Raw genomic sequence first — 24,009 nt, 5'->3', positions numbered from 1 at the left:
ATCTCCTATCGACAACCAGTATCCTCTCTTACACCGGCTCGAAGAAGGTGTCCGGGTGGTTCGGGTTGAAGATCTCGTTGCAAGTCATCACGGTTACCAGATTTTCCGTTTCCGACAGGTTGATGATGTTGTGGGTCCAGCCCGGAATCATATGGACGGCCTCGATCTTGTCCCCAGAAACCTCAAACTCCACCGTTTCTCCGGTGTTGATGTTCCGTTCCTGAATCAAGCCGTGCCCAGCCACCACAATGAACAGTTCCCACTTGGAGTTGTGCCAGTGCTGTCCTTTCGTGATGCCGGGCTTCGAGATGTTGATGCTCACCTGTCCACAGTCGGCAGTATGCACCAGTTCAGTGAAGGAGCCACGGTTGTCCACGTTCATCTTCAGGGCATACTTAAACTTGTCCGTGGGCAGATAGGTCAGGTACAGAGAATACAGCTTCTTGGCAAAAGAGCCGTCCGGCATTTTCGGCATCATGAGCGTCGTGGGCTGCGCCTTGAACTCTTGCAGCAAGTCCACAATTTCTCCCAGCGTGACCTTGTGGGTCACGGGAACACAGCAGTAGCGACCGTCTGCTTTCAGAACAGTCTCTACACCATCAAACTCACAGTGCTGCTCCTTGCCTTCCAGCAGGTCGAACATTCCTTCTACCAAGTCGTCGATGTACAGCAGCTCCAACTCAGTGCTGCGGTCATTGACGGTGAAGGGCTCGTCATTGGCAACCGCCCAGCAGAAGGTACTGACGGCGCTGTTGTACTTGGGGCGGCTGTGTCCCATCAGATTGACAAAGCGGTAGACGGCAACCTTAGCCCCAGTCTCCTGAGCATACTGGAAGAACAGCTCCTCGCCCGCCTTTTTGCTCCGACCATACTCGCTGTTGCCGAAACGACCAGCCAGGGTGGCCTGAATGGAACTGGACAGCATGATGGGCGCCTTGTTGCCATGCTTTTTCAGGCAGTTCAGTAGGTCAGATGCAAAGCCAAAGTTGCCCTTCATGAAGTCTTCCGGGTTTTCCGGACGATTCACGCCAGCCAAATTGAAGACAAAGTCCGCCTTCTGGCAGTACTCGTCCAGCTCCGCCGGGGTAGAGTCCAAATCATATTCGTAGATTTCTTCAATATGCAATGCCGGGCGGGTCTTATTTTTCCCATCTCGGATGTTTTTCAGGTTGTTACACAGGGCGGTTCCCACCATGCCCTTGGCACCTGTGACTAGAATGTTCATTCTCTCACCTCTTAGTGTACTGCGGTGCAGTCCGGAATATCTGCGCCATCCGGCACGGTTGCATGATTGCAGATGGTGCAGTTGCTGCCGATGCGGGCAAAGTCCCCCACCGTTGCGCCTGTGCGAACTACGCTGTTGGTGTAGATAAGGGCGTAGTCCCCTACCGTCGCATCACAGTGGACCTCTGTTCCGGCATTCAGCAGAACACCGTCGCCAACGGACGCACCATTCTGGACACAGGCATTTTGCAGCACCACGCAGCCACAGCCCAACTTTGCGTATGGACTGATGTAGGCACCGGGAGCAATGATGTTGGGGAACGCATAGCCAAGTGATTTTGCTTTCTCATACACCTGTGCCCGGAACCGATTGTTGCCGATACCCACCACCAGCAAGCTGTACTCTTTCCGCAGCTCCGGCAAATCAGCAAGACCGCCAACCACCGGAATACCGCAAATCTCGGTACCCACAGGCTGTCCGTCATCCACGAAAGCACAATCATATCGGAACGTCGCCTGCTCCGCCACCATGCGCCCAAAGCCGCCGGCACCAATCAGCAGTAACTTTTCTTTAGACATTCGGGATGCCCTTCAGTGCATTCTGAACATACTCGGTGGTCAGGATTTTCTTGACAGTGCCTTCCACATCCAGGCGCTCGGTGTTGTGGCTGGTGTAAGACTCGTCCGCCATGGTATGTACCTCGCCCTTGACCACAAACTTGTCATAGTTCAGGTCACGGTTGTCAGCGGCAACACGGAAGTAGTGGCCCATATCCTGGCTGCGCAGACGCTCCTCACGGGTCATCAAGGTCTCGAACAGCTTCTCGCCGTGACGGGTGCCAATGATGTTCGTACCGGTGTCGCCGAAGAGTTGCTGGACAGCCTTTGCCAGATCACCAATGGTGGAAGCGTCTGCCTTCTGGATGAACAGGTCGCCGGGGTTGGCGTGCTGGAAGGCGAACATAACCAGATCCACAGCCTCGTCCAGATTCATCAGGAAGCGGGTCATGTTGGGGTCGGTGATTGTGATGGGATTGCCGGCCTTGATCTGGTCGATGAACAGAGGAATGACAGAGCCACGGCTGCACATAACGTTGCCATAACGGGTGCAGCAGATGGTGGTGCCGCCACGCTCGGCCGCCACACGGGCGTTTGCGTAGATGACGTGCTCCATCATGGCTTTGGAAATACCCATGGCGTTGATGGGGTAGGCTGCTTTATCAGTGGACAGGCAGACGACACGCTTGACACCGGCATCAATAGCAGCGTGCAGGACGTTATCGGTACCGATGATGTTGGTCTGGACGGCCTGCATGGGGAAGAACTCGCAGGAAGGAACCTGCTTCAGAGCAGCAGCGTGGAAGATGTAGTCAACACCGGGCATTGCGTCACGGATGGACTGAGGATTGCGGACATCACCGATGTAGAACTTGACCTTCTTGGCGTTCTCCGGGTGCTTGGCCTGAAGCTCATGGCGCATATCGTCCTGCTTCTTTTCGTCACGAGAGAAGATACGGATTTCCTTCAGGTCAGAATCCAGAAAGTGCTTCAGAACGGTAGAACCAAAAGAACCAGTACCACCAGTGATCATAAGGGTTGCGTTATCAAATGCAGACATTTTTATTTCCTTCTTTCTATAATTGTCGTAATCTTATCATACAAAATACTATTCCTTAGTTTTTTGTATGCGGCAGCAATGACAAGTAGTACAATAACAAATGACAAAAACATTTTGTACTCAAGAGATGACAATTCAATCACTATTTGAAAAGCAATCAGAACCATTATTATCAGAGAGTTCCTGTCTATAAATCCTTTTTCCATTTGTTTTTTTGCAAGCAGTGCACGAATGAGCCAAACGCATACATAGCTGACAAGCGTTGCAAATGCAGCTCCATACAAACCGTAGCACGGAATAAGAATAATATTTAGTGCTATATTCACACATGCTGCTGCCAAGGTTGAATAAAATAAAACGCTCGTCTTTTTTGTTGCAGTGTATATCGTACCAATAAGAGATGACAGTGAATTAAAAACAAATGCAAAAATTAGAATACAGCCAACCATCCAGGCGCTATAAAAACTATTTTTGTATAGAACAACTGCTAAATACTTAGATGCAAAAATAAGCATGGAGGCAGCCACAAGCAGTGCCATCATAACGCTTGTATATACAGTTTTGAAGAAATTCGAGCCATCTTCTTTTTTGAACTCGTCAAATATTGATATTTGAAAAGCAGAAACAAATAGAGACATAACCATCGTTAGTAGAGTAGGAATTTTATACGCAATCGAGTATAATCCAACTTCTGCAGATGACAAAAACCACAGTATTACATATTTATCCGACGAGTCACTTACCCACCAACTTATGGAGTTCGGGATCATAGGGACGGAAAAACGCAACATATCTTTATATACATTTCTCGGTATCGAAAGCGGATTGACTACATACGTCCACAATTTGTTATGGATGATAATTATGAGCGATACAAGCAGATGTGACATCGTTGTCGCTAGAAGATATCCCACAATTCCGTAATTTCTAATAACCAGAAAATAAATATTCAAACTCAGGGTTGTCATTGTGCTAATAACACCCATTATTGAATATTGCATCACCTTATTAATTCCCTTCAGGAACTGAATTAGCACCGTGTGCAAATTCATCACAAAGAAGAAAATAACTATCCAGATTCTATACTTCGCTATTGACCCAACAAAGGAAAATATTGGTGACAGCAGGATAAGAACTCCACTACCCAGTACAACTAACGTTACACCAATAGTAAGTACATATCGATTGTCGTAATCATTGTCTATTGCGAAACGCAGGATAGCTTCAGATATTACAAGCGTCAGAAATGGTGTCAATAGTGTAACGGTCGTTACGATTATATCGTAAATTCCATACTCCTCTGTAGAAAGAATTGACGTATATAATGGTATAAGAAGGAAGCTAAGGATCTTACTAGAAAATTGGCCAACTGTCATTGCAGCTGTATTAGATAGGAGTTTTTTGTATTTATTCAATCAGTATCACCTCCTAGTGCTTCTCTCAAAAAGCTTTTAGAAGAAATCTCAATTCTTCTTATCCTGTCTTCAATCGCTTCATAATCAATATGTTCAAAGTTCGATTCGCACTCATTTGCTGCCACAATACGGTTCATCAATCCTATTTCGTTTAGTAAATCAATAACGCGGCTTGTTCTTGTTCTTGGTAAGACTACGTTGAAATCTTTTTTGTAAATCAGCGAAAATGCCGTCCCGTGAAAAGAATTTGTGAGAATATAGTCAGCATTCTTTATAAGTGATAAAAATTCAGTCGGTCCTGCATCTCGTACTTCATATGATTTCTTCCTCGAGTAACTTATATACCCGACAAGCATTCGAACTTTGAGATTTTTTTCATTTGCAATTCTAAACGCAAGTTTTTCCATTTCCTCATTCTTTTGCAATTCATATACGAGAATATACGGATCAGTTTCTTGCGCCTTATCTTGCACTAAGGTATTATAATCGTTGGCAGAAAGCAAGAAAGTTGGATCCAATGTACAGGTATTATTAACACCCTTTTCATGAAGAAACACAGAAAGACTTTTTTCTCTTACTCCCACATAATCCAATTTACTGGTATATTCAATTAGGTTATTAGTCTGAGCTTCAGATAAAGCAGAAACATCCCCACAACTTGCAGCATATGCCACATTGGTTTTTCCTTTGATAAGCTTTGACTGTCCAAAAAATTCTGCTTGAAAGCCACCTGTAATATCCGGATTCCATATTTGATCACTACCAAGTACCACAGCATCATATATGTGAGTCTTATCGTATGAAATCACCGATAGGTTACGTTTTTTAAATTCCTGAAATCGTAGATACTTTCTTCTGTAGCTTTTTTCGAAGTACAAAGACATCATTATTTTTTTATAAATTGATACGATTTTTTTCTTACTTTTACAAGCAATTTTTATAAACTCAGTTGGTTCAAACTCAGATCCATTTCCTTCACATTGAAAGTCCATAATATCTACATGATAGCCAAAACTCGCCTCAATATAATGCGCCAGGGCATATGTTTGAAGAACCGCACCATAATTAGGGACATTATGAAACGTAAAAATACACGCTTTTTTCACTTAATCACCTCCAAATACAAATTTTCATATGCTGTCGCCATCGCTTTATCAGAATACATATATTCAGCTTCAAGTGCTATTTGGTTTGAATGAGTATCCTTATAGTCAATCCACTTGTTCCTTATTATGTCTGCCAGTTTCTTAACATCGCCAAACTCAACAAATTGTGTATGATTAGAAAGCGCAATGCTCTCGGACCCACCATTTTTAAACCCCACAACCGGAGTTCCGCAAAGCAGCGCCTCTGCAACAGTCATTCCATATGTTTCTCTCTGACTTAGTGTTAATGCCACATCTGCCTTCCGGTAGAAATCAGCTAATTCATTCTTATCATGCACGGGTCCAATTATTCGAACATTATCCTCTTCTACCTTTTTGCTTGCTGTTCTTCCTACAACTTCAAATCGTATTTTTTCATTTTTCAGGAGTCTTGCCAATTCTAGCAGATAAAATCCACCCTTGCTGTACTTGTCTGTAGTGCTGAAATCAGCTGTAACAAACAGAACTGTACGCCAATCATCCGCCTTCAAAAATCTCTTTTCAAAGAAGATACTTGCATCTATTCCATTCATTATGCAGCGTTGCTGCACTCCCGAAAATATCGGTGATTCCAACGCCCTCTTCTTTTGCCATGGGGAAACAGATACCACATAGCATTGTTTGGCTCCGGCAAATGCCTTTTTCATTTTCTCCCATGCGTTTGCCGTTATGTCTCTCCATGTATTTGCCGCAAACCTTAGCTGAGGACAGTTTCCGCAACCGGACTTCCACTTTTCACAATTGAATGCATGGCTACACGATCCCGTATAAAAAAACTCTGCATGATTGGTAATGATAAAAGGAATCTTATTCTGTTTAAGAAATCTTAATAAAGAGTATATATTAACAACATTGCAATTTGCCGAGTGAATATGAATAACGCTTGGATTCTCCTTTTTAATAATCCGTTTAATTTTAAGTGTTGATACAGGTGCAAATCCGTACTGATAGCCCAAAACATACGCTATACGTTTGTACACTCCCAGTTCATGCGGTACACACACACCATACGTCTTCAACTTCTCATGTTGCTTAGTAATATAAGGGGTACATAACACATGCTCGAATTCGCTATACTTTGCAATGCTGTCAATTATTGCACCTGTACTCCCGTAATCGGCACAATTAATATGCAAAACTTTCATTTAGTTACCTCATCCCCCTACTGAAATTCGCTGATCCTTTTCATACTCTGAAAATCCAACGGATATAATAAACAACAAGAAAACATTATAAGTTGGATATATAATCAAATGACTAACACAGGATAGAGTGATATAAATTAGTAGCGCAGCTGTAATGGCTGCAAAGGATTCACACTGTGCTTTTCTCAGTTTTACTGCTTCAAAAATGAAATTAAACAAAAGTAAGACATAAAAAAGCAATCCGATTGCACCATAATCATAAAGCACTTCCAAAAAATCATTGTGCGCAGATGAAATCGATATTTTATCAAGATAAACAGCATTATATCCATGCCCGATTACCTGCTTAACAATGTTTGAACTCTTAAATGCTTCCCAAACAAGTGCATAGGTTGTTGTCCGACCTGACCCCCCATCCTCCTGCAAACTTTGCATACGTTCAATAATAGTTATATTTATTGATTTAGATAGATACTCCGATACATACACAAGCATTATACACACGATCATCAAGAGCACCATTGTCCCAGTTTTTTTCTTTCCTCTTTTATCGTCTTTTTCAAGCAGCGGTGGAAGGAATCCACAGAGAATAATGGAAATCAACGCTGTTCTTTTTCCGGAGATAATTGTCAACAATGCCGCAATGAAAATCATTGAGTATTTGACCGTCTTTTTATCAGCCAAATAACATAATGGCAAGAGGAGAACGCAATAATATATTGAATTTATTCCCCCAGAACTCCAATATCTATTGCTACTCAGAAGCCATATAGCATATCTTAGTGAGAACACATAAAATGCGATTACTCCAATGTTAATTATTTTCTTTCTCTCATCATCCCTGACTCGTATGAGAAGTAGGTACGAAATGATCAAGAAAGATGCCCACCACATCTGGGTTAGAAAGTTTGTCAGTATATCTATTGCACCTGAATAGTTTTGTAGCCCTGTTAAGAAAAACCAAAAACTACTTCCCACTGTGAGAATGATCATGCTTTTATTCGGAATGAACTGTACACGAAAAATTAACAAAAACGAAAGTGCAATAATAGCAACCCTTCCAATAAGTAAGAATTGCTCGATAGTCGACCCTCTTGTAAAATAGGAGTTCATTCGAAAAAACAGATACACAAACACTATCAGTATATAGTCCCTGAGTTTTTTATAAGTCAAAGATTGATTCATATTTTGAATTTCCTCTCTCGTTACTGCAACATCGCCCTCTTACTTTGCCTCCAGCATTGAGAGAACACGTTTACTTTGAAATAAATTATTTTTCTCATTTAAAACAAATTCTTGTGCACTATGTCCTTTTCTGTCTCTTTCGCTTCGCACAGTATCGAAAGTAGTCTTTATTGCTCTTGCAATCCCCTCCGCCGACTCGTCCTCGATCAAGTAGACATACTGCTTATATTCTTCTGGCATACCGGGAAGATTCGTCGTAAGAACTGGTGTGCCAGATGCCATATATTCCATATTCTTTGAAGGGAACGAATACTTGGTAAACTCTTCATGGGTCGGGCGCGGATTGATAAGCAAGTCGGCCTCTATTTCTGCCTGAACCACTTCATCATTCATAGCAATTCCGTGGTAAATCACATTCGGATGCTCCTGCGTCACCTTCTGCAACTCATCCACATAAGGACCATTTCCATAGATATGCAGTTCTAAATCCGGTACATTGGCAAGGACAAATCCATCCACCATAGCCTTTACTCCGTATCGAGCATCTAGCAAACCAGCATACATACACTTCTTAGTACAACTCGTTTGCGCTTTTACCTCCGGCTGCGGTTTTATCGTTGAATCGCACAATGCTTCAACAATCACATAAGGTTTATGTTCAGGGTTTACCGGTTCGTTCATCGCTTCTGTAAGGAGAACATATCCGGTACACTTCTGCATAATCTTCCGCACGAGCTTCACATGGTTTTGGTTTGTTCCAGTTACCATTAATTCCGGAAGATCGGTCACAATCCCGATACATGGTTTCTTTCGCAAACGAGCTGCTGTCACAGCGCCATAGGCCACCGAAGCATTCAGTACATCCGTAACGACCGCATCACAGCCGCCAAACACAACCGTTACGAACGCAGAAATCGTCTGCCATAAGATCTTGATACCCTTTACATTCAGTACTGAACAATAATGGTATCTTACCTTTCCCCGTTGGACGCTATTGGCTGAGAGGAACTTGCTCGGACAATTCGTTCCAGTCACAGGTCGTGCCGTCACAGCCCGTACTACTGCACCATTTTCCGCTAAGCCTTGTATCATCAGACGGTTGAATTTCTGTGCCTGCTGCCCCGGTGCTTTCGGACTATTCTCAAATAGGTTTGCGAAGTCTTGCGCATCCATTGCGCTGGACGCATAATCAATTCTCATCTGAGTTCTCCACCCTATTAACCAATAAAAGCTAACAGCCTTGCTTTTGTCATTTTCTGCTCATTTAGAACGCTTTCCAAGGCATCCTCGCATTTTACCTCAAACTTTTCCCAATCGATATTGTGGTAATATGCCCAAATTTCATCTGCCATGTTATTACTGTCAAGTGACACAGCCATACCGACCTGTCGTTCCGTAACAACATCGCCCATATGGGAGCCTACCGTGCATATCTGGGGAATGCCAAAAATAATACCGTCATAGTATTTATTGCCCATTGCATTCCCCGTAGTGTGCCCACAGTCATAAACGTTATGGATCATATCTGTATTTTTAGCAAACTCATACCGATCAGTTGGCATATACGCGCCGTGGAAAAACACATTATTATATTTCTTACCCCGGGCATACTGTTCCATATCTCTTCCGTCCTGCTGCATTCTTCCGTAATAATGCAGTTCAAAGCGAGGATCATTTCCCAATGCGTCCATCAGTTTTTTATTCACGTCGACCTGTCGGACAAGCCCCCAATAGCTAATGCGAATCGCATTGCGCTCTCTTGCATCCTGTTTACGGAGCATTTTATGATTCAGGGAATCCTCCAGATAGTTATGAATCGTCATAACATTCTTTTCCGTGGGGAGAAACTTCCGGAACGCATTGGAGCTGACGAAAGTCACGGCGCTGTTTTTAGAAAGGATACCAACCAGCTTATGATATACCGGGATATACTCGTAAGATACATCTCGAAAATCCAGAAGATACCGTCCTTTATACTTCCGCACCAGATAGTCCAGCAAAGTCAATCCCGGTGTCGTATGCAGCACAATAATTCTGTCATAGGAATTATTTTTTAAGACATTCAATGCAAACCTACGATACTTTGCAAAATACTTCAGTTTTTTCTTGAACGGAAGTTGCTCTTCCAGATGCTCCTCGAACTTATATGCCTTTGAAATTCTCTGTGGCACTTCCGCATCAGACTTCCCGTCACGATCCCAGTAAATCAGTTCAAACTGAATATCCCGTTCCTTGAGTGCATCCAGATAAAAGTTCATATAAGGCATATATGCAATTTTTCCAAAGCCCAATAATAGAACTTTCATCATGCTTTTCCTCCAATTCTGCGATACAGATCCTCATAAAGCTTGGTGTTCACCGTTCTTGTGTAGACGGCTTTTCCATATTTTTGGGCGTTATCGGCTAATCGACTGCAATACTCCGGCTCGTCCCTCAATTTTAAAATACCTTTGGCAACGCCATCCGAATCGTCGCAATCAAACGCCATACCAATCTGTTCTCTTTTGAACATATCGTTGTAATCCGATCCCTCATCTGCCGAGGTCACAATAACTCTATGACATGCCATTAAAAGTCCGGCTTTGCTTGGAACTGAATTTCCAATAACTCCACGAGGAAGCGGAATCAAACATGCTGAACAAGCACTATACACATGTGGAACCATCTCTTGCGGCTCCAGTGGCAGAAACACGATATTATCAAGCTTTTTTTCTTGCGCCGCATGAACAAAGTCATCCTTCTGGCTTCCCTGACCAATCATCTGGAACACTATTTTCTTTTCCTGTTTCAATTTCTCAGCAACTCGAAGCACCATCTTATAATCAAAGTTCATGCCCATAGTTCCTGCAAACTGAACATAGAAGCAATCTTTTTTCAAGTCGTATTTTTTTACAAACAAATTATCTTCCCACGGAATTTCTCGAACGCTCTTATCATCATACCAGTCTGGGATAACTGTAATCTTGGCAGCCGGAACGCCCTGCTCTATCACTTTTTGCTTCATATCCTCTGAAATCACAGAAATATGATCTGCTCTTCGATATGCAACCTTCTGAAACATATAGAAAATCTTCTGCATCCATTTCTGCTTCATTGCACCATTCGCTATAGAAGCCCCCGGAAACATATCTTGACTATTATAAATCACCGGAGTCTTCACGTAGCTTTTTGCGAATGTGATCGCAAAAGGTGCCCACGGACACGATTGAACCATCATTACATCAAAATTCTGCTGAGCCTTAAAAACCTTCCGAGCCTTAAAACAGTATTTAACACCCACCAGATATCTCTTGGCGAATGCTTTTTTTGCAACCGTTTCTATATTGATGGTTTCATAAGAGAAATTTTCAAGTCCTTTCAGTCTTTCAGGACAATCCGGATTAATTCCGGTAGAATGGCTCTCGATTAAATGTACCTTATGTCCATAAGAAACAAGATCTTCGATTAGCGCCGTGTATAGATGCCATGAAGGACCCGGTGTATCAAGGCCGCTGGACATGAACAACAAAATATTCATTAACTTCTCCTTTTCGACAACACTTTATAGAAGCACAGTTTTTAACCACTGAACAAGTTTATTTTTCTCTTCTGAAATAAGTTCCATATCCAATTTGACAGGTTTCTTTGTTATTTCACCTGCTCCAACTCGCTCGAGCAGACCCACCCGATTGGTCTTCACAAAGAGCATTGCAGAATGACCGTATGCAAGCGTCACAGCACAGGAATGTACTCTATCGGACAGAGTCAACTGAGAATTTGCATACAGATTAATATACCCGTAAGGGATATCTGCACAGAAGGAGTTTTTATATGCGTAGATTTTGCTTCTAAAATGCGGGTGGAATCTTTGATCCGTTCTTACCAACTTATACCGCCCGATTTCGTTTTCACGTTTCGGTGCTGGCAGAAGGCTTCGTACATAAATCAATGCATCTGTAAACCGATCTGTTTTTGCTGCAACCGTAGAAGGCGAATTAACGAAAATCCTTTGATTGTCAAATTCAAATTCATGGGTGTGTTTACGACTAGAATCATCGGTCCAGATTTCCGGCTCAATAATTTTATCAAAATTAGAAATCCAGTACGGCTGCCCGAAATCAATCTTGCAGGGAGCATAGTAATCCGGGGTAAAGAAGGAGAAGCAAATTCCATCATACGCATTAGTTGCGTATTTCCCAAATGCCTCATAGGTTTCACGTTCTCTAGACGAAAAAACAAACGGAGGACACTGCTTAAAGAATTCTTCAACCTCACATCTGGCAGTAGCATCAAGCTTCATAGTACCAGCACTCAAAATCATATAACCTACGCCACGTTCTTTGAGTTCCAGCAGAATGTCTTTCCACAGTGGGAGGAAATACTTAGAAATCACAGGTCCGGCAAGCACAATATAATCCACATCGAGCTTTGCGATGTACTCAAGCTGATTCTTATGAGGATACAGCCGCTTTCCGTAACTTGTTGTGTAAGTTTGATAATCTGAAACGACTGTCACATTCTCTGCGCCCAGAATTTTCTTAAGCACATACTCTACACCCAAACTAAAAAAGCCGTTTCCGATATTCGTGCACCAAAATCCAGTGCAATACGCCACCTTCATATCTTTGTACTCCTCATCAATGAAATATTATCAACCACAAAACAACCCAGGCTCATCTCAAAGAGTCTGATCCGTTTATTCCTTATAAAGCTCTACTAATCGTCCTCAGCAGTGTGAGTCACACTGCCGCTATGTCTTGTTGAACTGGTGCACTGGGTCTCCACTTCGCTCTAAATTGCACCATTTTAATGTCCCTTTGTTATGGAAAGACCTTTGTTTATTCCTGATGTCACATTCTCGAAAAATCATTGTAGCACCAACGCTTTTCGGTGTTTTCTACGTTCATATCATCTCGGTGGACTCTGGCATAAACTCAACCTACTGTAACAATCATCTGTGAGCCTCATTTTCGGCTCATCGTCCCGCAACAGTAACCGCTTCGTTTATGCCTGACTCCACAGAACCTCGAAATATGCCGTAGTATCAATACTTTTCTGGGTTTTGCTCATCTTTTCCGCTTCGGTGTACTCTGGTATAAACACCTCTTTACCGTAGCGTCTTTATGAGCAGCACACTCTTATCTTCAAGACCAATTTCAGTCTCAGATGATATTTTCATCGTCCCACAAGGCCCGCAGAATGATATTGTCATCGAAAGCCCTATGTTTATTCCTGATGTCACATCAGGCGGATTTCTGCTCGATTTTTGTCTATATCGCTACGAAATTAAGCCATTTACCCATCACTTTTTGCCACTCATGGCAGTAGTCTGCCCCTCGGAGACGCCCTCTGTGGACTCTGGCATAAACAGGATCTTCACAGTCGCCAGCATGATTTTCAAATCCTCAATCAGACTGGGATGCGCAATATACATCAAATCCATCTGCAGCTTATCGTAGGGGGTGGTGTTGTACTTGCCATACACCTGCGCATAACCAGTCAGACCAGCCTTTGCCTGCAAGCGCAGTGCAAACTCAGGCATCTCCTCGCAGTACTGAGCAGCGATCTCCGGCCGCTCCGGGCGCGGACCAACAACAGACAAATCACCCTTTAGGATGTTCAGCAACTGGGGCAGCTCGTCCAGGCGGCAGGCGCGAATAATGTGGCCGACCTTTGTAATACGGTCATCTTTGTCGCCGGTGGAAAGACGTGCCACGCCATCCTTTTCCGCATCCACACGCATAGAGCGGAACTTCAGAATCTCGAACTGCTTGCCGTCCTTGGTCAGGCGAACCTGCTTGTAGAAGGCGGGACCACCATCGGATTTGACCGCAATGGCCGTGATCAGGAACAGTGGGCTCAAGATGATCAGTGCCACCAGCGAGATCACAATATCCATCGCACGCTTGATGAACAAGAATTCCGGACTTGCCATGTAGCGACCGACGCGCAGCATCGGCAGATGGAACATATGCATGGGCCACGCGCCGCTCATAATAACGTCGCCAACGCGGGGAATGACGAACATATTGATGCCCTTCCCTACGCAGTGCTTCAGGATAATGTTGCGCTCATGGCTGTGAACACCACTGACAAAAACAGTCTCCATGCCGTCCAGAATGCTCAGGTCTGCCAAGCACTCCGACACGCTCAGGGTAACCTGCACGTCGTATTTCTGGCTCAGACCATACTCGTTGATGAGCTTTTCCATACCATGACGTACATCGTAGACAACTGCGGTCTTCTGCGGCGGGAAGGTCTTGTAGTACCATTTATGTGCACAAGATGCCCAGATCGCAGCCATCACCAGCTGCCCTACAATTGCCGCAATACCCGGCAACAGATTGCAGAGCTTTGCCGACATCAGGCAGATTACAATGTATAAAATACCATCGGTTGCCATAGCGCCAAGTATCTGGCCGTACACCAGTTCTGAGACCCGCTGCATCGACATCCAGAACGCATCGTAGATTTTACCGAGTACAATGTACAGGATAAAAAACAGGCCCAAAATCGCAAAATGACCCTCCCATGCCAGATTTGCATAGGTCTGGTGCGAGTAGTACAGGAACCAGCAGGCCGCAAACGGCAGCTCGATCATCAGAACATTCAAGATCTTTACAATCCGCAACATTACATCATGCTGAAACTTTGACATAATCCTCTCCAATAACTCCTTTAGATTTTCTTTTTACGACTCACGTAACTTCTCCGACCCAAATTGCAGCAAGTGCTTTGGATCGCGCTATCAACTACACAAACCGATATCTTCCCCCGTTTTGTGGTTAGCTGAAACATTCAGTTTTTCGCTTTCCCTATGAGGTCCTTGTGCCAACTCCAACCGGCGCGGTCTCAAATCCGCTTTCTCCCACCGCATCCCGATGGTATCCAGCTTTGCAATACGCTCCTCTGTCAGCACAGCACAGCTTTTTTCGGGGTTATGGCGGGTATACCGCTGCCGCTTGACCCAATTTCCAAGGTTGTAACCGCCCGGTGACACATAATCAGCCGGGACGTTCAGATTGCCGTGGGCATCAAAATAGCGCTTGGCTTCCTGATATCCTTCGTTCCACTGGCGGTCATTGCGGTTGCCCCAGTACATTCCGATACGGTTGAGCCGTTCGACCTGCTCGTCTGTCAGCTTTCCTTTCGGGTACGCCCATTGCTGGCTTGCGACCCATTGCCCCAGCCGTTCACCAGCCGCTGTCACATAGGAACGTGGGATATTCAGGTTGCCGTTTTCCTCATAATAAGCCGCAGCCAGCGCATAAGCCTTTTCCCACTTGGCATCGAAAATGTTCCACACCATGCCGATCTCATCAAGCTGTGCAATGCGTTCTTCCTTTAAGCGTCCGTTCAGTTTTTGCTGCCGGGTCTTGATGATCCACTGTCCCAAGGGATAGCCGTCCGGGTCTACATATTTTCCGGGCACCATCAGGTTCCCGTAGGTGTCGTGGTATTTTTTCGCAACCTCAAATCCGTGCTGCCACGCGATTTCTTTCCGGTTGCCCCAGACCATCCCGATGCTGTTCAGCCGCGCGATCTGCTGCTCGGTCAGGTTGCCTTGGATCTGTCCCTCGCGCACCCGGCGCTGGGTCACCAGCCACACACCAAGGCTCAGACCACCGGGCGTCGTATACAGTTTCGGGACGTTCAAATTGCCGTGCTCCGCATAGTAGATGCTCGCCTCAGAGAAGTAGTGCTCCCAACCGGAAGAAAGGCTTGCCTGCAGCTGCTCAAACAGCACCCGGCAGTCGTGCACCTGTTCGATGACCTCGAACCGTTCGGTCACGATCTTGTCGCCCTCGCCGTTGGCATACAGACGATGGACTGCTTCCTGCATCTCGCTTTGCAGACCGGAAATACTGGTCAAGCCCTCAAAGTTGTTGACCACATCGAGAATCAACGGGGCTGCGGTGTCCCCGGCGGTCAGGGCACGTCCGATCTGTTGCTTGTAGATGATAGGAGAAATGGTAGGTCGGAACAGGATGACCCCGGAAATCCCCTCCACATGAACACCCTCGTTGAGCATATCAATGCAGAACAGCAGCTTCAGCCGGTTGCTGGTGTCTGTCTTGAAGTCCGCAAAAGCCTTGTCGGTGTTCGGGTCATCTGAATAGGCCTGATACACCACAACGTCCGGGTTGACCCCTGCAAACCATTCCGGCACATGGGATACCATCTCGTCCATGTGCTCCTTGTTGGCGCAGAACACGATGTACTTGCCAGCCTTATTCGTGATATGATGTGCAAAGACCCTATCCAGACCATCCGCTTGTTCCAGTGCGCGGCGCAGCGCGTCCAGATATTTCTGATTCACATCCTGAATGCCCGGTGCCCGCAGGTTGTCCACCCGTGCCTGATACTTTGCAAGCGCTTTCTGGTACTGGTAGACCGTAGTCACATATTTCGGGGCAGGCAAAATGCCCCTGACGACTGCTTCGCCAAGGGTCATGTTGCTCGCAACACGGCTATCGAAAAGTTCTTCGGCCATATCGCGGTTATTATCCAGATAACGGATGTTTGTTGCTGTCAGCCCCAGAAGCTTTGCATCCGGGCATAACTTTAATAAAGCCACCGTGCTTTCGCCCCAACATTCCGCACCGGCACGGTGAAATTCATCGAGTATAATATAGGCAGGCTTCTGCGCCGCAATTTTCTCCAGCTGCGCCTGGGTGCAGCACATCAGTTTGGCGTAGGTGTAAAAGTGGACGTTTGCCAGCGGAAAGCCCGGGTCGTTCTTTTTCAGGTTTTCCAGCTGGGTCTTGAAGATATATTCACTGGGGGAAAGCCAGAGCACGACCTTCTCCGGGTTTTCCTCGATCAGCTTGAACGCAATGTAGCTCTTTCCGGTGCCGGTGGGATGAACAATGGCAGCCTTGCCATACTGGTCCATCATCCGGACTGCCGCATGATATGCTTTCTCGTTGTGCTCAAACAGACATAATGCCACCTTGTTCACCCCTTCCCGCATAAAGGGGTATCCTCCACAGTGATAATGGAGGATACCGATCTTTCGATATCGTTGTTTGAATTCTTCTCTTATTTTATCATGGTTATATCTGGGAATCAATAGAAATCCTTACAAATGCATCCCACCTGACCTTAGAAAAAAACTCGCAGAAGCTAAAAGTTTTTTGCACATTGCCCAGTTTCGCATGAAAAATTCAGCAAAAAACGAAGGTGGACAGAATAAGTGGTCAGGTGGGTGTCCAAGCCGCAGGAGGAAACAGAAATGGCACGACGGGGAGAAAACATTCACAAACGCAAGGATGGCCGGTGGGAAGGCCGCTACATCAAAGCGCGTACACCGGAGGGAAAGATCCAGTGGGGCTACGTCTATGGCACGGTCTATGCTGAGGTCAAACGTGTGCTGATTCAAAAGAAAGCAGAGGCAGGCTTCTACAATCTAAAGAGAACCGACCTGACCTTTGAAGCACTGGCTGAGGTATGGCTGCACTCCCAGCGGAATGCCGTAAAAGAATCCACCTATGCGCATTACTCGTACACGCTGCACAAATATCTTCTTCCAGTTTTGAGTAAAGTGCCAGTTGCATCTCTTGAGGAAAGTTTTCTGGAACAGGCTATGCAGCAGATCATTGCGCCGATAGATGCCGCACACAAGCCGCTGGGGAACTCCTCTGCCCGGGAATGCCTCTCCATGCTGCGCCGTATCTGCAAATATGCCGCGCACTTGCGCCTGATCCGTCCGATGGAGCTGGAAGTAGCGCTGCCAAAAGCCATCGACAAAATTTCTGTGCCCCTCTCCCCGGCGGAGCAGCAGCGGCTTTATCAGTATGTACAGGAGAACCCAACGCCTCGTAAAATCGGCTTATTACTGGGGCTTGAATTAGGTCTGCGTATTGGCGAGATTTGCGGCTTACAGTGGGGTGATTTTGACCTGAAACTCGGAACGCTGAAAATCAATCGGACGGTCTGCCGAATTTCCTGCGGAAACGGTCACACGAAGGTAGTCATCCAAACGCCCAAATCCCGCACCTCCCGCCGGGAAATTCCAATCCCAAAGCAGCTGCTTATTATGCTGAAAAAGCTGCGCGGATGTGTCAGCAATGCTGCATGGTTTCTGTCCGGCAACGAGTCCAAGCCCACCGAACCCCGTTGCTACCGAAAAAGCATCAAAGCATATCTGAAACAGGCAACTGTCCGGCAGGTACGTCCGCACGCGCTGCGCCATACCTTTGCAACGACCTGTCTGCAGGCGGGGTGCGATGTAAAGACCCTCAGTGAATTGCTAGGACATGCTAACGCCAACATCACTTTGCAGCGCTATGTGCACTCTGACCTGACCCGAAAGCGCCGGGAGATGAACCGAATATTCTCCCATCAGGTGTCCATGAGGGGCAGGAGCATGCTAAATATGACGTAGCGGCGCACGATTTATTTGCCGTTCCTCCATTATCACTATGGAGGATACTTTTTTATTAAATATATTCTTTGCAATTACGCGGCTGCACATTCTCTGTATCATAAAATACTTTTGCATCATACACAGATGCGTATGCATAGCTGCACGGATTTCTGTAACATCATAGTGAGGTGAACTTCATCACGACTGTAAAAGATGCCGTTGCCAAATGCTTTGAACAGTTCTACGACCAGCGGGAGATACATCCCAACGAGTTAGCAACCCACGCCGGTGCATATTCCAAAATCGATTTATTGTTTAACACATAAACATAAATATATTTTTATTCTACAAACTGCACCTCTTGCGAACACAAAAAACGAGTGTTATACTAAAGCCATCAAAAAACATTGGAGGTGTCCCTTATGCCCCGTCCCAAAGGAAGCAAGAACAAGACCAAGACCGTAAAAGCAACTGTTGACTTTGCTGCACAGATTGCTGAAAAGCAGTCTGCAAAGGAAGCCGCTGCTGCCGAAATTGCATCGATCACCGCTAATATCGATGCGCTGAAAGCTGACCTGAAAGCCAAGAAATCCGAGCTGAAATCCATCGACAAGGAAATCGCCAGAATCGAGGCTAAAAAGGTCAAAGCTGAAACCAAAGCAGCGGAATCCGCAAAGAAAGCCGAAGCAGAGGATGTTCTGAAAAAACTGCTGGCAAGCGGCGTGAGCGCAGACGATATCCTCGCAAAGCTGAAGTGATTTAAAATTTCTGACACAGCAGTCGATGAGATCATCTACGTCGCAAGCAGTGCAACTTGGTACCAACTTGCGATTTTTGAATCGGATTTTTCAAAATCCAAATTCAAAATGCTTGTTGGGCTGTGCCCAAACCCCTTGTGTTCTGCATCCGGTGGATGCAGGCTGCGCATTTTTGCAAAATGCTTTTTTGATCTGAGTGCCGATGCCTGTGGTATCGGCACTTTTTGCACAGATAGATTCCCGGAAGCAGATAATAGTGCTATGCAGCACATCCGGGATTGTGCTATACTTGATTTACACAAACCTGTTTGTCCTAAAAAGTTGGAGGTGTTCATGGCTACACGAACCATTTGTTTTCCCATATCCGGCTACCCCTATTGCAAAGAACAGCCGGTGACATTCACATGGATAAAAGGTAGCAAGCGGCAGAATATCCGTGCCGTCCATGATGCCGTCCATACAACAGACCCGGATGTTTCCATTCTGGAAGTCAGTTCCGCATCCGTTCAGCCGGAAGGGGAGGCTGTTTCTTCTCTGCGGCTTCTGCTGCGTCTGGATTCTGTTGCGCAGGATGTGCCCATCAGCACAGTTTTTGAAGCTGCCAAGGTATTTGAACATGGTGGGCCATTCGCTGACCTTCTGACCTGTGCGCCATCCAAAGTCCATAAGGACGCTCGGCTGCGAACCAATGGAAAGTTGCTGCGCTACTCTCTGGAAGGAAGTGAGTATCCGGCAGAGCCATACCCAGATTCATTTTTCGAGTGGCTCTACTGCCGTGCGTTGAAGCAGTTCCCGGAAAAGGCTGCGCAGCTGAGCAGATATCATGCCTTTTCTGATATTGCTGCCGCAGCAGATTCTAAAAAGTATTATGGTGATTCCTCGCGGGCGGCTGCAATCTATGTAGGACTTGCAGCGGCTGGAAAACTTCCGTGCATCGATTCCTATGAATCATTCATTGCGGAAGTTTACACGGAGCCAAAGCCCTTGCCCAAGTCTGGAAAGTCTGAGACTGCTTCAAAAAAGACGCCCGAGGTTTCTGCACCGGCAAAGGAGATTCCGGCAGACGAATCGTCGCAGTCCGATAATGCAAATATTCCGGACTCTGCGCAGATGGAGCATATCCTTGAGCTGCCCAAAGCGACCGGTCTGCTCCTCTCTTTGGCAAAAAATGCTGGTCTTTCTGCAAATAATTCCAGTGAGCTGGCGTATAAGGGAAAGGAATTTTTTCTTGCCGCTTATCAGAAAGCACTAAAAAACAAAACGCTCCAAATCAATATTCATAAGAACAAGATCACTTTTCCGATGGAAGAGCATGACAGCGGATTTCATGCGGTCGGAGTGCTGACCCGTTCGCCTGCTTGGGAATACGGATGGAAGTTCAACTATCTGGCCGAGAATACATCCGGCGCAGAAAAGCCCGAAGTCAAAGCAAAAATCCAGAAGCCTTTGACCGCATTGGAGCATCTGGAACGCTGTGGGTATAAAATCGTTCAGCAGGTCGTGCCGGAAAAACTCCCACCGATTGCTGTTCAGCGGATGGCATGGAAAACAGGCGAAGCTCTTTGCGACCCGGTGGTGGTGGATTTCTTGCAGTTTATCCGAACACATATGCAGAGCGACGGCTCTTTTTCGTTCCGTATCCCAAAGGGTGCGTCCAAAAAATCGTTTACCACACTTTCAGAGATTGCTCAGACGTGGGACAAAATGGGACTTTTTGCAGCCATTGTGATCTACCCGCAGAATATCGTCTATGAACTTGCGCAAAACGAAACCGTCCGGCATTTTTTGAGCGGAAAGTGGCTGGAGCTTTTTGTAGAGCATCAGGTTCAGCAGATCCTGAACCGCTATCAGGAGGAGCAGGGCGCAGAAGTTTCGGTTTGCTCCAATGTGATTCTTTCAGAAACGGCATCCGCAGGGAGCACGCATGAGCTGGATGTCGTGTTCTCCATCAATGGAAAATTTTTCTGGGTAGAAGCCAAATCCTCCAGCCGAAGCATTGATTATGGAAAATATGCTTCTCTGTGCGAAAAGCTGAACGTGACACCAGAAAGCTTGCTTTTGGTCAACAGCGATTTGTCCGTGGAAGAGTGCGAAGGTGTTTCTTATTTCTGGAATTACCGCGTTGCAAATTGTGCAACCATCACGCAGGAACTGGAAAGCATGATCGCTAAACAAATTGAAAGCACCTGGAATACTGCTCTGAGTACAGACTGAGCAATAATCAAAAAAGACCCTGAGAACCCTGCCGGATAAGCGGCAAAGTTCTCAGGGTCTTATTGTTTATCAGGCTGCACAAAGCTTGCAGCCCGATGTTGTGGTGTATGACAGAGCAGCCCCCACAGCACAGCAAAACCGGCATTTTCCATAAATATTCGCAGCATCGCTATTTTTTATTTTTAGAGGTGCGAAAGTGTTTTTGAGTATAATAGAATCGTCCCCGGGGGGCATCGGCCGGGAATAGCAAAACAGAAAGGACGTTGCCTATGAGCAAAGATAAATTTCTCGCAGCCTTGCGGCTGCTGCTGTGCATCGTGCTTTGCATGATCGTAGGGGCTCTCATGGTGTGGTTCCTCACATTGAGCGGGCTGGCAGAGCACGCTGGAACAGCAATTGCATTTATCCGCTCGTTCCCTGGGCACCTCGAAGATGTTGCCGAGGTAATGACCGGCGCGCTTTGCATGGCTCTTGTAGGCGGGATGATATGGGAACTGGTGGTGCACTGGAGGGACCTGCTGGCACTGCTGGATGGTCTGTTTGCGATGGTGGGAGCGCTTGTCAGGATCTTCGATCTGGTCAGCGACGATCCCGGGGAGATTTTTGACAAAAAAAAGACCAAACCACAAGATACAAAAAAAGACAGCAAACCGCCTGAAATCGATCTTTGTGCGGACATTGATGAACTTGCAGACACAATTTTGACAGAGGAGGCATCATAAAAAAATGAAGCTTGAAAAAAAGGAACCCAAACCCGGTATGAGGACTGAGACCCGCCTGTGGGTGCTCTCGTTCGTGTTTGTGCTGGCATCGTTTCTCTCTTGGTATTCCACCCAAAAAGGCATGGTCACGCTGTTTTTCGTGGGTCAGGCCGGGCTAGCACTTCTGGCATCTGCTGTCGTTCAGATCACGGAGATCGTTTTCAGCGGCCGCTGGAAAAGCTTCAGCTTTTGGCTGGCATTTCTGATTTCGGTCAGCCTCTCTTCTTTCCAATTTGTGGAAACTGCCTACCCCGCCGGGCAGTTCAGAGAAGTAGCTGAAACCGGCGTAAACCATATCTACACAGAGCTTCTGCCCAAAATCCAGAAGGACACTGCCGCCCAGCTGGATGACCTGCGCACGACAGTTTTTTCCGAGCTGGACGCATTGGAAGCCGCCGCCGCGGATGCCGAAGGGGCGGCAAGCAGCGGAAATATTTTTACTACAACAGATGCGGAGGCTCTCAACTCCCGGTATGCACAGCAGACAAGCCGTTACCCCAAAGGATATGAAAACGACATCATGTTCCAGAATCTCCTTACGGCGGCAGCGCTGGTGCACAGCGGAGACACCCAGAACGCCCGACTGCTTATCGAGCAAAGCCTTGGCGCACTGGATGAGCTGGTCGATATTGCAGCCACAGGCAAACAAAAAGCCTTCTACCGTGATATCAGAACCGATTTCAATGTCCTTTTGGTCTCTCTGGGTGTACAGGAAAATACCGGTGCAGCAGCGGTGAGCGCCGGTGCCAAGGCGATGCGCAGGGCACTGATGAAGGGCACACTGGACACCGCTGCCTTGCGTGCAGATGCGGACACCCTTGTGGCACAAGCCATGGCAGTGGAGCTTCCCATTGATACCGCGAAATTGGCCATTCTGCGCGACAGCGTGCTGGATTTTGCAGCCTTGGTCGAGCTGAACACCAGCCTGAAGGAACATCAGGCGGAACAACCGGCGCTTGCGCAGCGCCTTGCCGCCGCCGGTGCAGCGGAGGATGACCAGCAGGCGCTGGAAGGGGTGCAGACTGTATGGCGCGAGGAGCTGGAAGGGCTCCGCGCCGAGATCGCGGCCTCTCCTCTTGCGAACCGCGAGAAGCATTTGACAACACTGGATAAAATGACCAGCGTCTATCTCCAAAAAGAGCGTAATTCCATCCAGGCAACGTGGGCTGTGCTGCACATCCAGCAGGTTGGTATCAGGAACGCTCTGCCTGCCATCGGTTCCATCTTACTTGCTGCCCTTTTGGATCTTTCTGCCAGTGCAGCTTTTAAAAGTGCAAAAGAGCTGCGCCGGCAGCGTGCCAAGGAGAGATTTTTTGAAGGCACACAACCAAAAACGCTATACTAGGATCATAGGATCATCGGAGATCCTCTAAATTCATCATATAGGAGAGAAAAGCATGTTTACAATCGTAATTTTTTTGGTGGTCCTAGCAGCAGCTTTGGCGGCGTTGATGCTCATTCTGGATAAGGCTTCAATCAATGATGCGATCGACCGCCTCACTCGTCCCGCCACGCGTAATTATCGTAGTAAAAAGTGAAAGGAGCAAACCCTATGGAACTGTTTTCGGTGTTGGCCGCCTTTTTGGTAAGTCTTGCGGCTATGCTTTTTCTGCTCGCTCGCTCTGGGCGCATTCGTATCAAGCTGCCTTCTTCCCATCATGACCGGGAAGACTGGGAGGATGAGGCGGCCACCGTTGGGGCGGAATGTGTCGTTGTCCGTCAGATTTCTATCGCCAGTCAGCACGCAACCACCGTCGCAACGCATCTCGTCCCTCTCCCTGTGAAGGAGGGTTCCTACACCGCCATCATCCCGCCCCGAGGGAAGGCTGACCCTGAGGCAACCGCAGTGGTCACCCTGAGCAAAACGCCCACCATCGCAACGGTCAGCCATGACGAGCCGCTTATGATCTACAAGGGGCGTAATCAAACCTACTACATCAAAGTTAACCCCGAGAACCTGAACAAAAGCCGTTTTCGCGGAGAGATCGTCGATGAATTGCCCCTGGCTGATGTCTTTTCCGCTAAGGGCAGCTATCAGCCCTTCTTCCTTGGAAAAGAAGCCCTTCTTTTCCAACGCCGCGAGAAGAAGCCGGAGGAAACTACCGGGACTGTGATTCTCGACGACGATACATCTAATAACAAAAAGCAGGCTGCCTTTGAGCGTCCCGCGAAAAAACACAATTTCAAGAATTAAAG

General features: G+C 46.6%; 21 protein-coding genes. 7 read left to right on the top strand and 14 right to left on the bottom strand.

What is annotated here, in order from left to right; genetic code table 11:
• Nucleotides 1–28: 28 nt before the first annotated feature.
• The 13 genes from MTP39_RS03210 to MTP39_RS03150 all read right to left on the bottom strand — a co-directional run bounded on the left by MTP39_RS03210 (nt 29) and on the right by MTP39_RS03150 (nt 16,685).
• Nucleotides 29–1,225, bottom strand: coding sequence for a polysaccharide biosynthesis C-terminal domain-containing protein (locus MTP39_RS03210; RefSeq protein WP_249241422.1), 1,197 nt, complete (start codon nt 1,223–1,225; stop codon nt 29–31).
• An 11-nt stretch (nt 1,226–1,236) separates the two neighbouring features.
• Nucleotides 1,237–1,803, bottom strand: coding sequence for a PglD-related sugar-binding protein (locus MTP39_RS03205; RefSeq protein WP_249241421.1), 567 nt, complete (start codon nt 1,801–1,803; stop codon nt 1,237–1,239).
• Entirely contained in the window at nt 1,796–2,842 is a 1,047-nt protein-coding gene (locus tag MTP39_RS03200; protein WP_249241420.1) for a polysaccharide biosynthesis protein, read from the bottom strand. Before MTP39_RS03200 ends, MTP39_RS03205 begins: the two co-directional genes overlap by 8 nt.
• 2 nt (nt 2,843–2,844) lie before the next feature.
• Nucleotides 2,845–4,257: an oligosaccharide flippase family protein gene (locus tag MTP39_RS03195; RefSeq protein WP_249241419.1), complete on the bottom strand. Its 1,413-nt coding sequence runs from the start codon at nt 4,255–4,257 to the stop codon at nt 2,845–2,847.
• Nucleotides 4,254–5,363, bottom strand: a complete 1,110-nt coding sequence (locus MTP39_RS03190; RefSeq protein WP_249241418.1) for a polysaccharide pyruvyl transferase family protein — start codon at nt 5,361–5,363, stop codon at nt 4,254–4,256. Before MTP39_RS03190 ends, MTP39_RS03195 begins: the two co-directional genes overlap by 4 nt.
• On the bottom strand, nt 5,360–6,547 hold the full coding sequence (locus MTP39_RS03185; protein WP_249241417.1) for a glycosyltransferase: 1,188 nt from the start codon (nt 6,545–6,547) through the stop codon (nt 5,360–5,362). The genes MTP39_RS03190 and MTP39_RS03185 overlap by 4 nt, the downstream gene beginning before the upstream one ends.
• A 9-nt stretch (nt 6,548–6,556) precedes the next feature.
• Nucleotides 6,557–7,732, bottom strand: coding sequence for an O-antigen ligase family protein (locus tag MTP39_RS03180; protein ID WP_249241416.1), 1,176 nt, complete (start codon nt 7,730–7,732; stop codon nt 6,557–6,559).
• Nucleotides 7,733–7,771: 39 nt separating this feature from the next.
• Nucleotides 7,772–8,932: a glycosyltransferase gene (locus MTP39_RS03175; RefSeq protein WP_249241415.1), complete on the bottom strand. Its 1,161-nt coding sequence runs from the start codon at nt 8,930–8,932 to the stop codon at nt 7,772–7,774.
• A gap of 17 nt (nt 8,933–8,949) precedes the next feature.
• Nucleotides 8,950–10,041, bottom strand: a complete 1,092-nt coding sequence (locus tag MTP39_RS03170) for a hypothetical protein (RefSeq protein WP_249241414.1) — start codon at nt 10,039–10,041, stop codon at nt 8,950–8,952.
• Nucleotides 10,038–11,249: a glycosyltransferase family 4 protein gene (locus tag MTP39_RS03165; protein WP_249241413.1), complete on the bottom strand. Its 1,212-nt coding sequence runs from the start codon at nt 11,247–11,249 to the stop codon at nt 10,038–10,040. Before MTP39_RS03165 ends, MTP39_RS03170 begins: the two co-directional genes overlap by 4 nt.
• Before the next feature lie 24 nt (nt 11,250–11,273).
• The gene (locus MTP39_RS03160) at nt 11,274–12,332 is read right to left on the bottom strand and encodes a polysaccharide pyruvyl transferase family protein (RefSeq protein WP_249241412.1); all 1,059 of its coding nucleotides are present in this window, start codon (nt 12,330–12,332) and stop codon (nt 11,274–11,276) included.
• A gap of 681 nt (nt 12,333–13,013) precedes the next feature.
• Complete coding sequence (locus MTP39_RS03155; RefSeq protein ID WP_249241411.1) at nt 13,014–14,369, bottom strand: sugar transferase; 1,356 nt, start codon at nt 14,367–14,369, stop codon at nt 13,014–13,016.
• A gap of 90 nt (nt 14,370–14,459) precedes the next feature.
• Nucleotides 14,460–16,685 (bottom strand): Helicase associated domain protein, encoded by a 2,226-nt coding sequence (locus MTP39_RS03150; RefSeq protein WP_249241410.1) that lies wholly within the window; start codon nt 16,683–16,685, stop codon nt 14,460–14,462.
• Between the two features lie 261 nt (nt 16,686–16,946).
• Here MTP39_RS03150 and MTP39_RS03145 point away from each other — a divergent pair, with 261 nt between their 5' ends.
• Together MTP39_RS03145 and MTP39_RS03140 are read left to right on the top strand one after the other, a co-directional pair.
• Entirely contained in the window at nt 16,947–18,098 is a 1,152-nt protein-coding gene (locus MTP39_RS03145) for a tyrosine-type recombinase/integrase (RefSeq protein ID WP_249241409.1), read from the top strand.
• Between the two features lie 404 nt (nt 18,099–18,502).
• Complete coding sequence (locus MTP39_RS03140; RefSeq protein ID WP_113992188.1) at nt 18,503–18,838, top strand: hypothetical protein; 336 nt, start codon at nt 18,503–18,505, stop codon at nt 18,836–18,838.
• 35 nt (nt 18,839–18,873) lie between these two features.
• Here the strand turns inward: MTP39_RS03140 and MTP39_RS03135 are convergent, their stop codons facing one another.
• A complete protein-coding gene (locus tag MTP39_RS03135) occupies nt 18,874–19,200 on the bottom strand; it encodes a hypothetical protein (RefSeq protein ID WP_249241408.1) in 327 nt (108 codons plus the stop codon).
• On the opposite strand from MTP39_RS03135, the gene MTP39_RS03130 reads away from it, so the two are divergent.
• From MTP39_RS03130 to MTP39_RS03110, 5 genes are all read left to right on the top strand, one after another.
• Complete coding sequence (locus MTP39_RS03130; RefSeq protein ID WP_249241407.1) at nt 19,172–21,052, top strand: DUF1887 family protein; 1,881 nt, start codon at nt 19,172–19,174, stop codon at nt 21,050–21,052. The genes MTP39_RS03135 and MTP39_RS03130 overlap by 29 nt on opposite strands.
• 269 nt (nt 21,053–21,321) lie before the next feature.
• Nucleotides 21,322–21,774, top strand: coding sequence for a hypothetical protein (locus tag MTP39_RS03125; RefSeq protein WP_249241406.1), 453 nt, complete (start codon nt 21,322–21,324; stop codon nt 21,772–21,774).
• A 4-nt stretch (nt 21,775–21,778) separates the two neighbouring features.
• Nucleotides 21,779–23,158 carry a hypothetical protein gene (locus MTP39_RS03120; protein ID WP_249241405.1) on the top strand — a complete coding sequence of 460 codons (1,380 nt, stop codon included), beginning with the start codon at nt 21,779–21,781 and terminating at the stop codon, nt 23,156–23,158.
• Nucleotides 23,159–23,210: 52 nt separating this feature from the next.
• Nucleotides 23,211–23,351: a hypothetical protein gene (locus MTP39_RS03115; RefSeq protein WP_249241404.1), complete on the top strand. Its 141-nt coding sequence runs from the start codon at nt 23,211–23,213 to the stop codon at nt 23,349–23,351.
• A 14-nt stretch (nt 23,352–23,365) separates the two neighbouring features.
• Nucleotides 23,366–24,007 carry a hypothetical protein gene (locus MTP39_RS03110; RefSeq protein ID WP_249241403.1) on the top strand — a complete coding sequence of 214 codons (642 nt, stop codon included), beginning with the start codon at nt 23,366–23,368 and terminating at the stop codon, nt 24,005–24,007.
• The last annotated feature ends 2 nt before the right edge of the window (nt 24,008–24,009 follow it).

This window comes from Faecalibacterium sp. I3-3-33 (genome assembly GCF_023347295.1).
Lineage (GTDB): Bacteria > Bacillota > Clostridia > Oscillospirales > Ruminococcaceae > Faecalibacterium.
The sequence above is the reverse complement of the archived record's forward strand: the minus strand, read 5'-3'. Positions and strand labels throughout refer to the sequence as shown.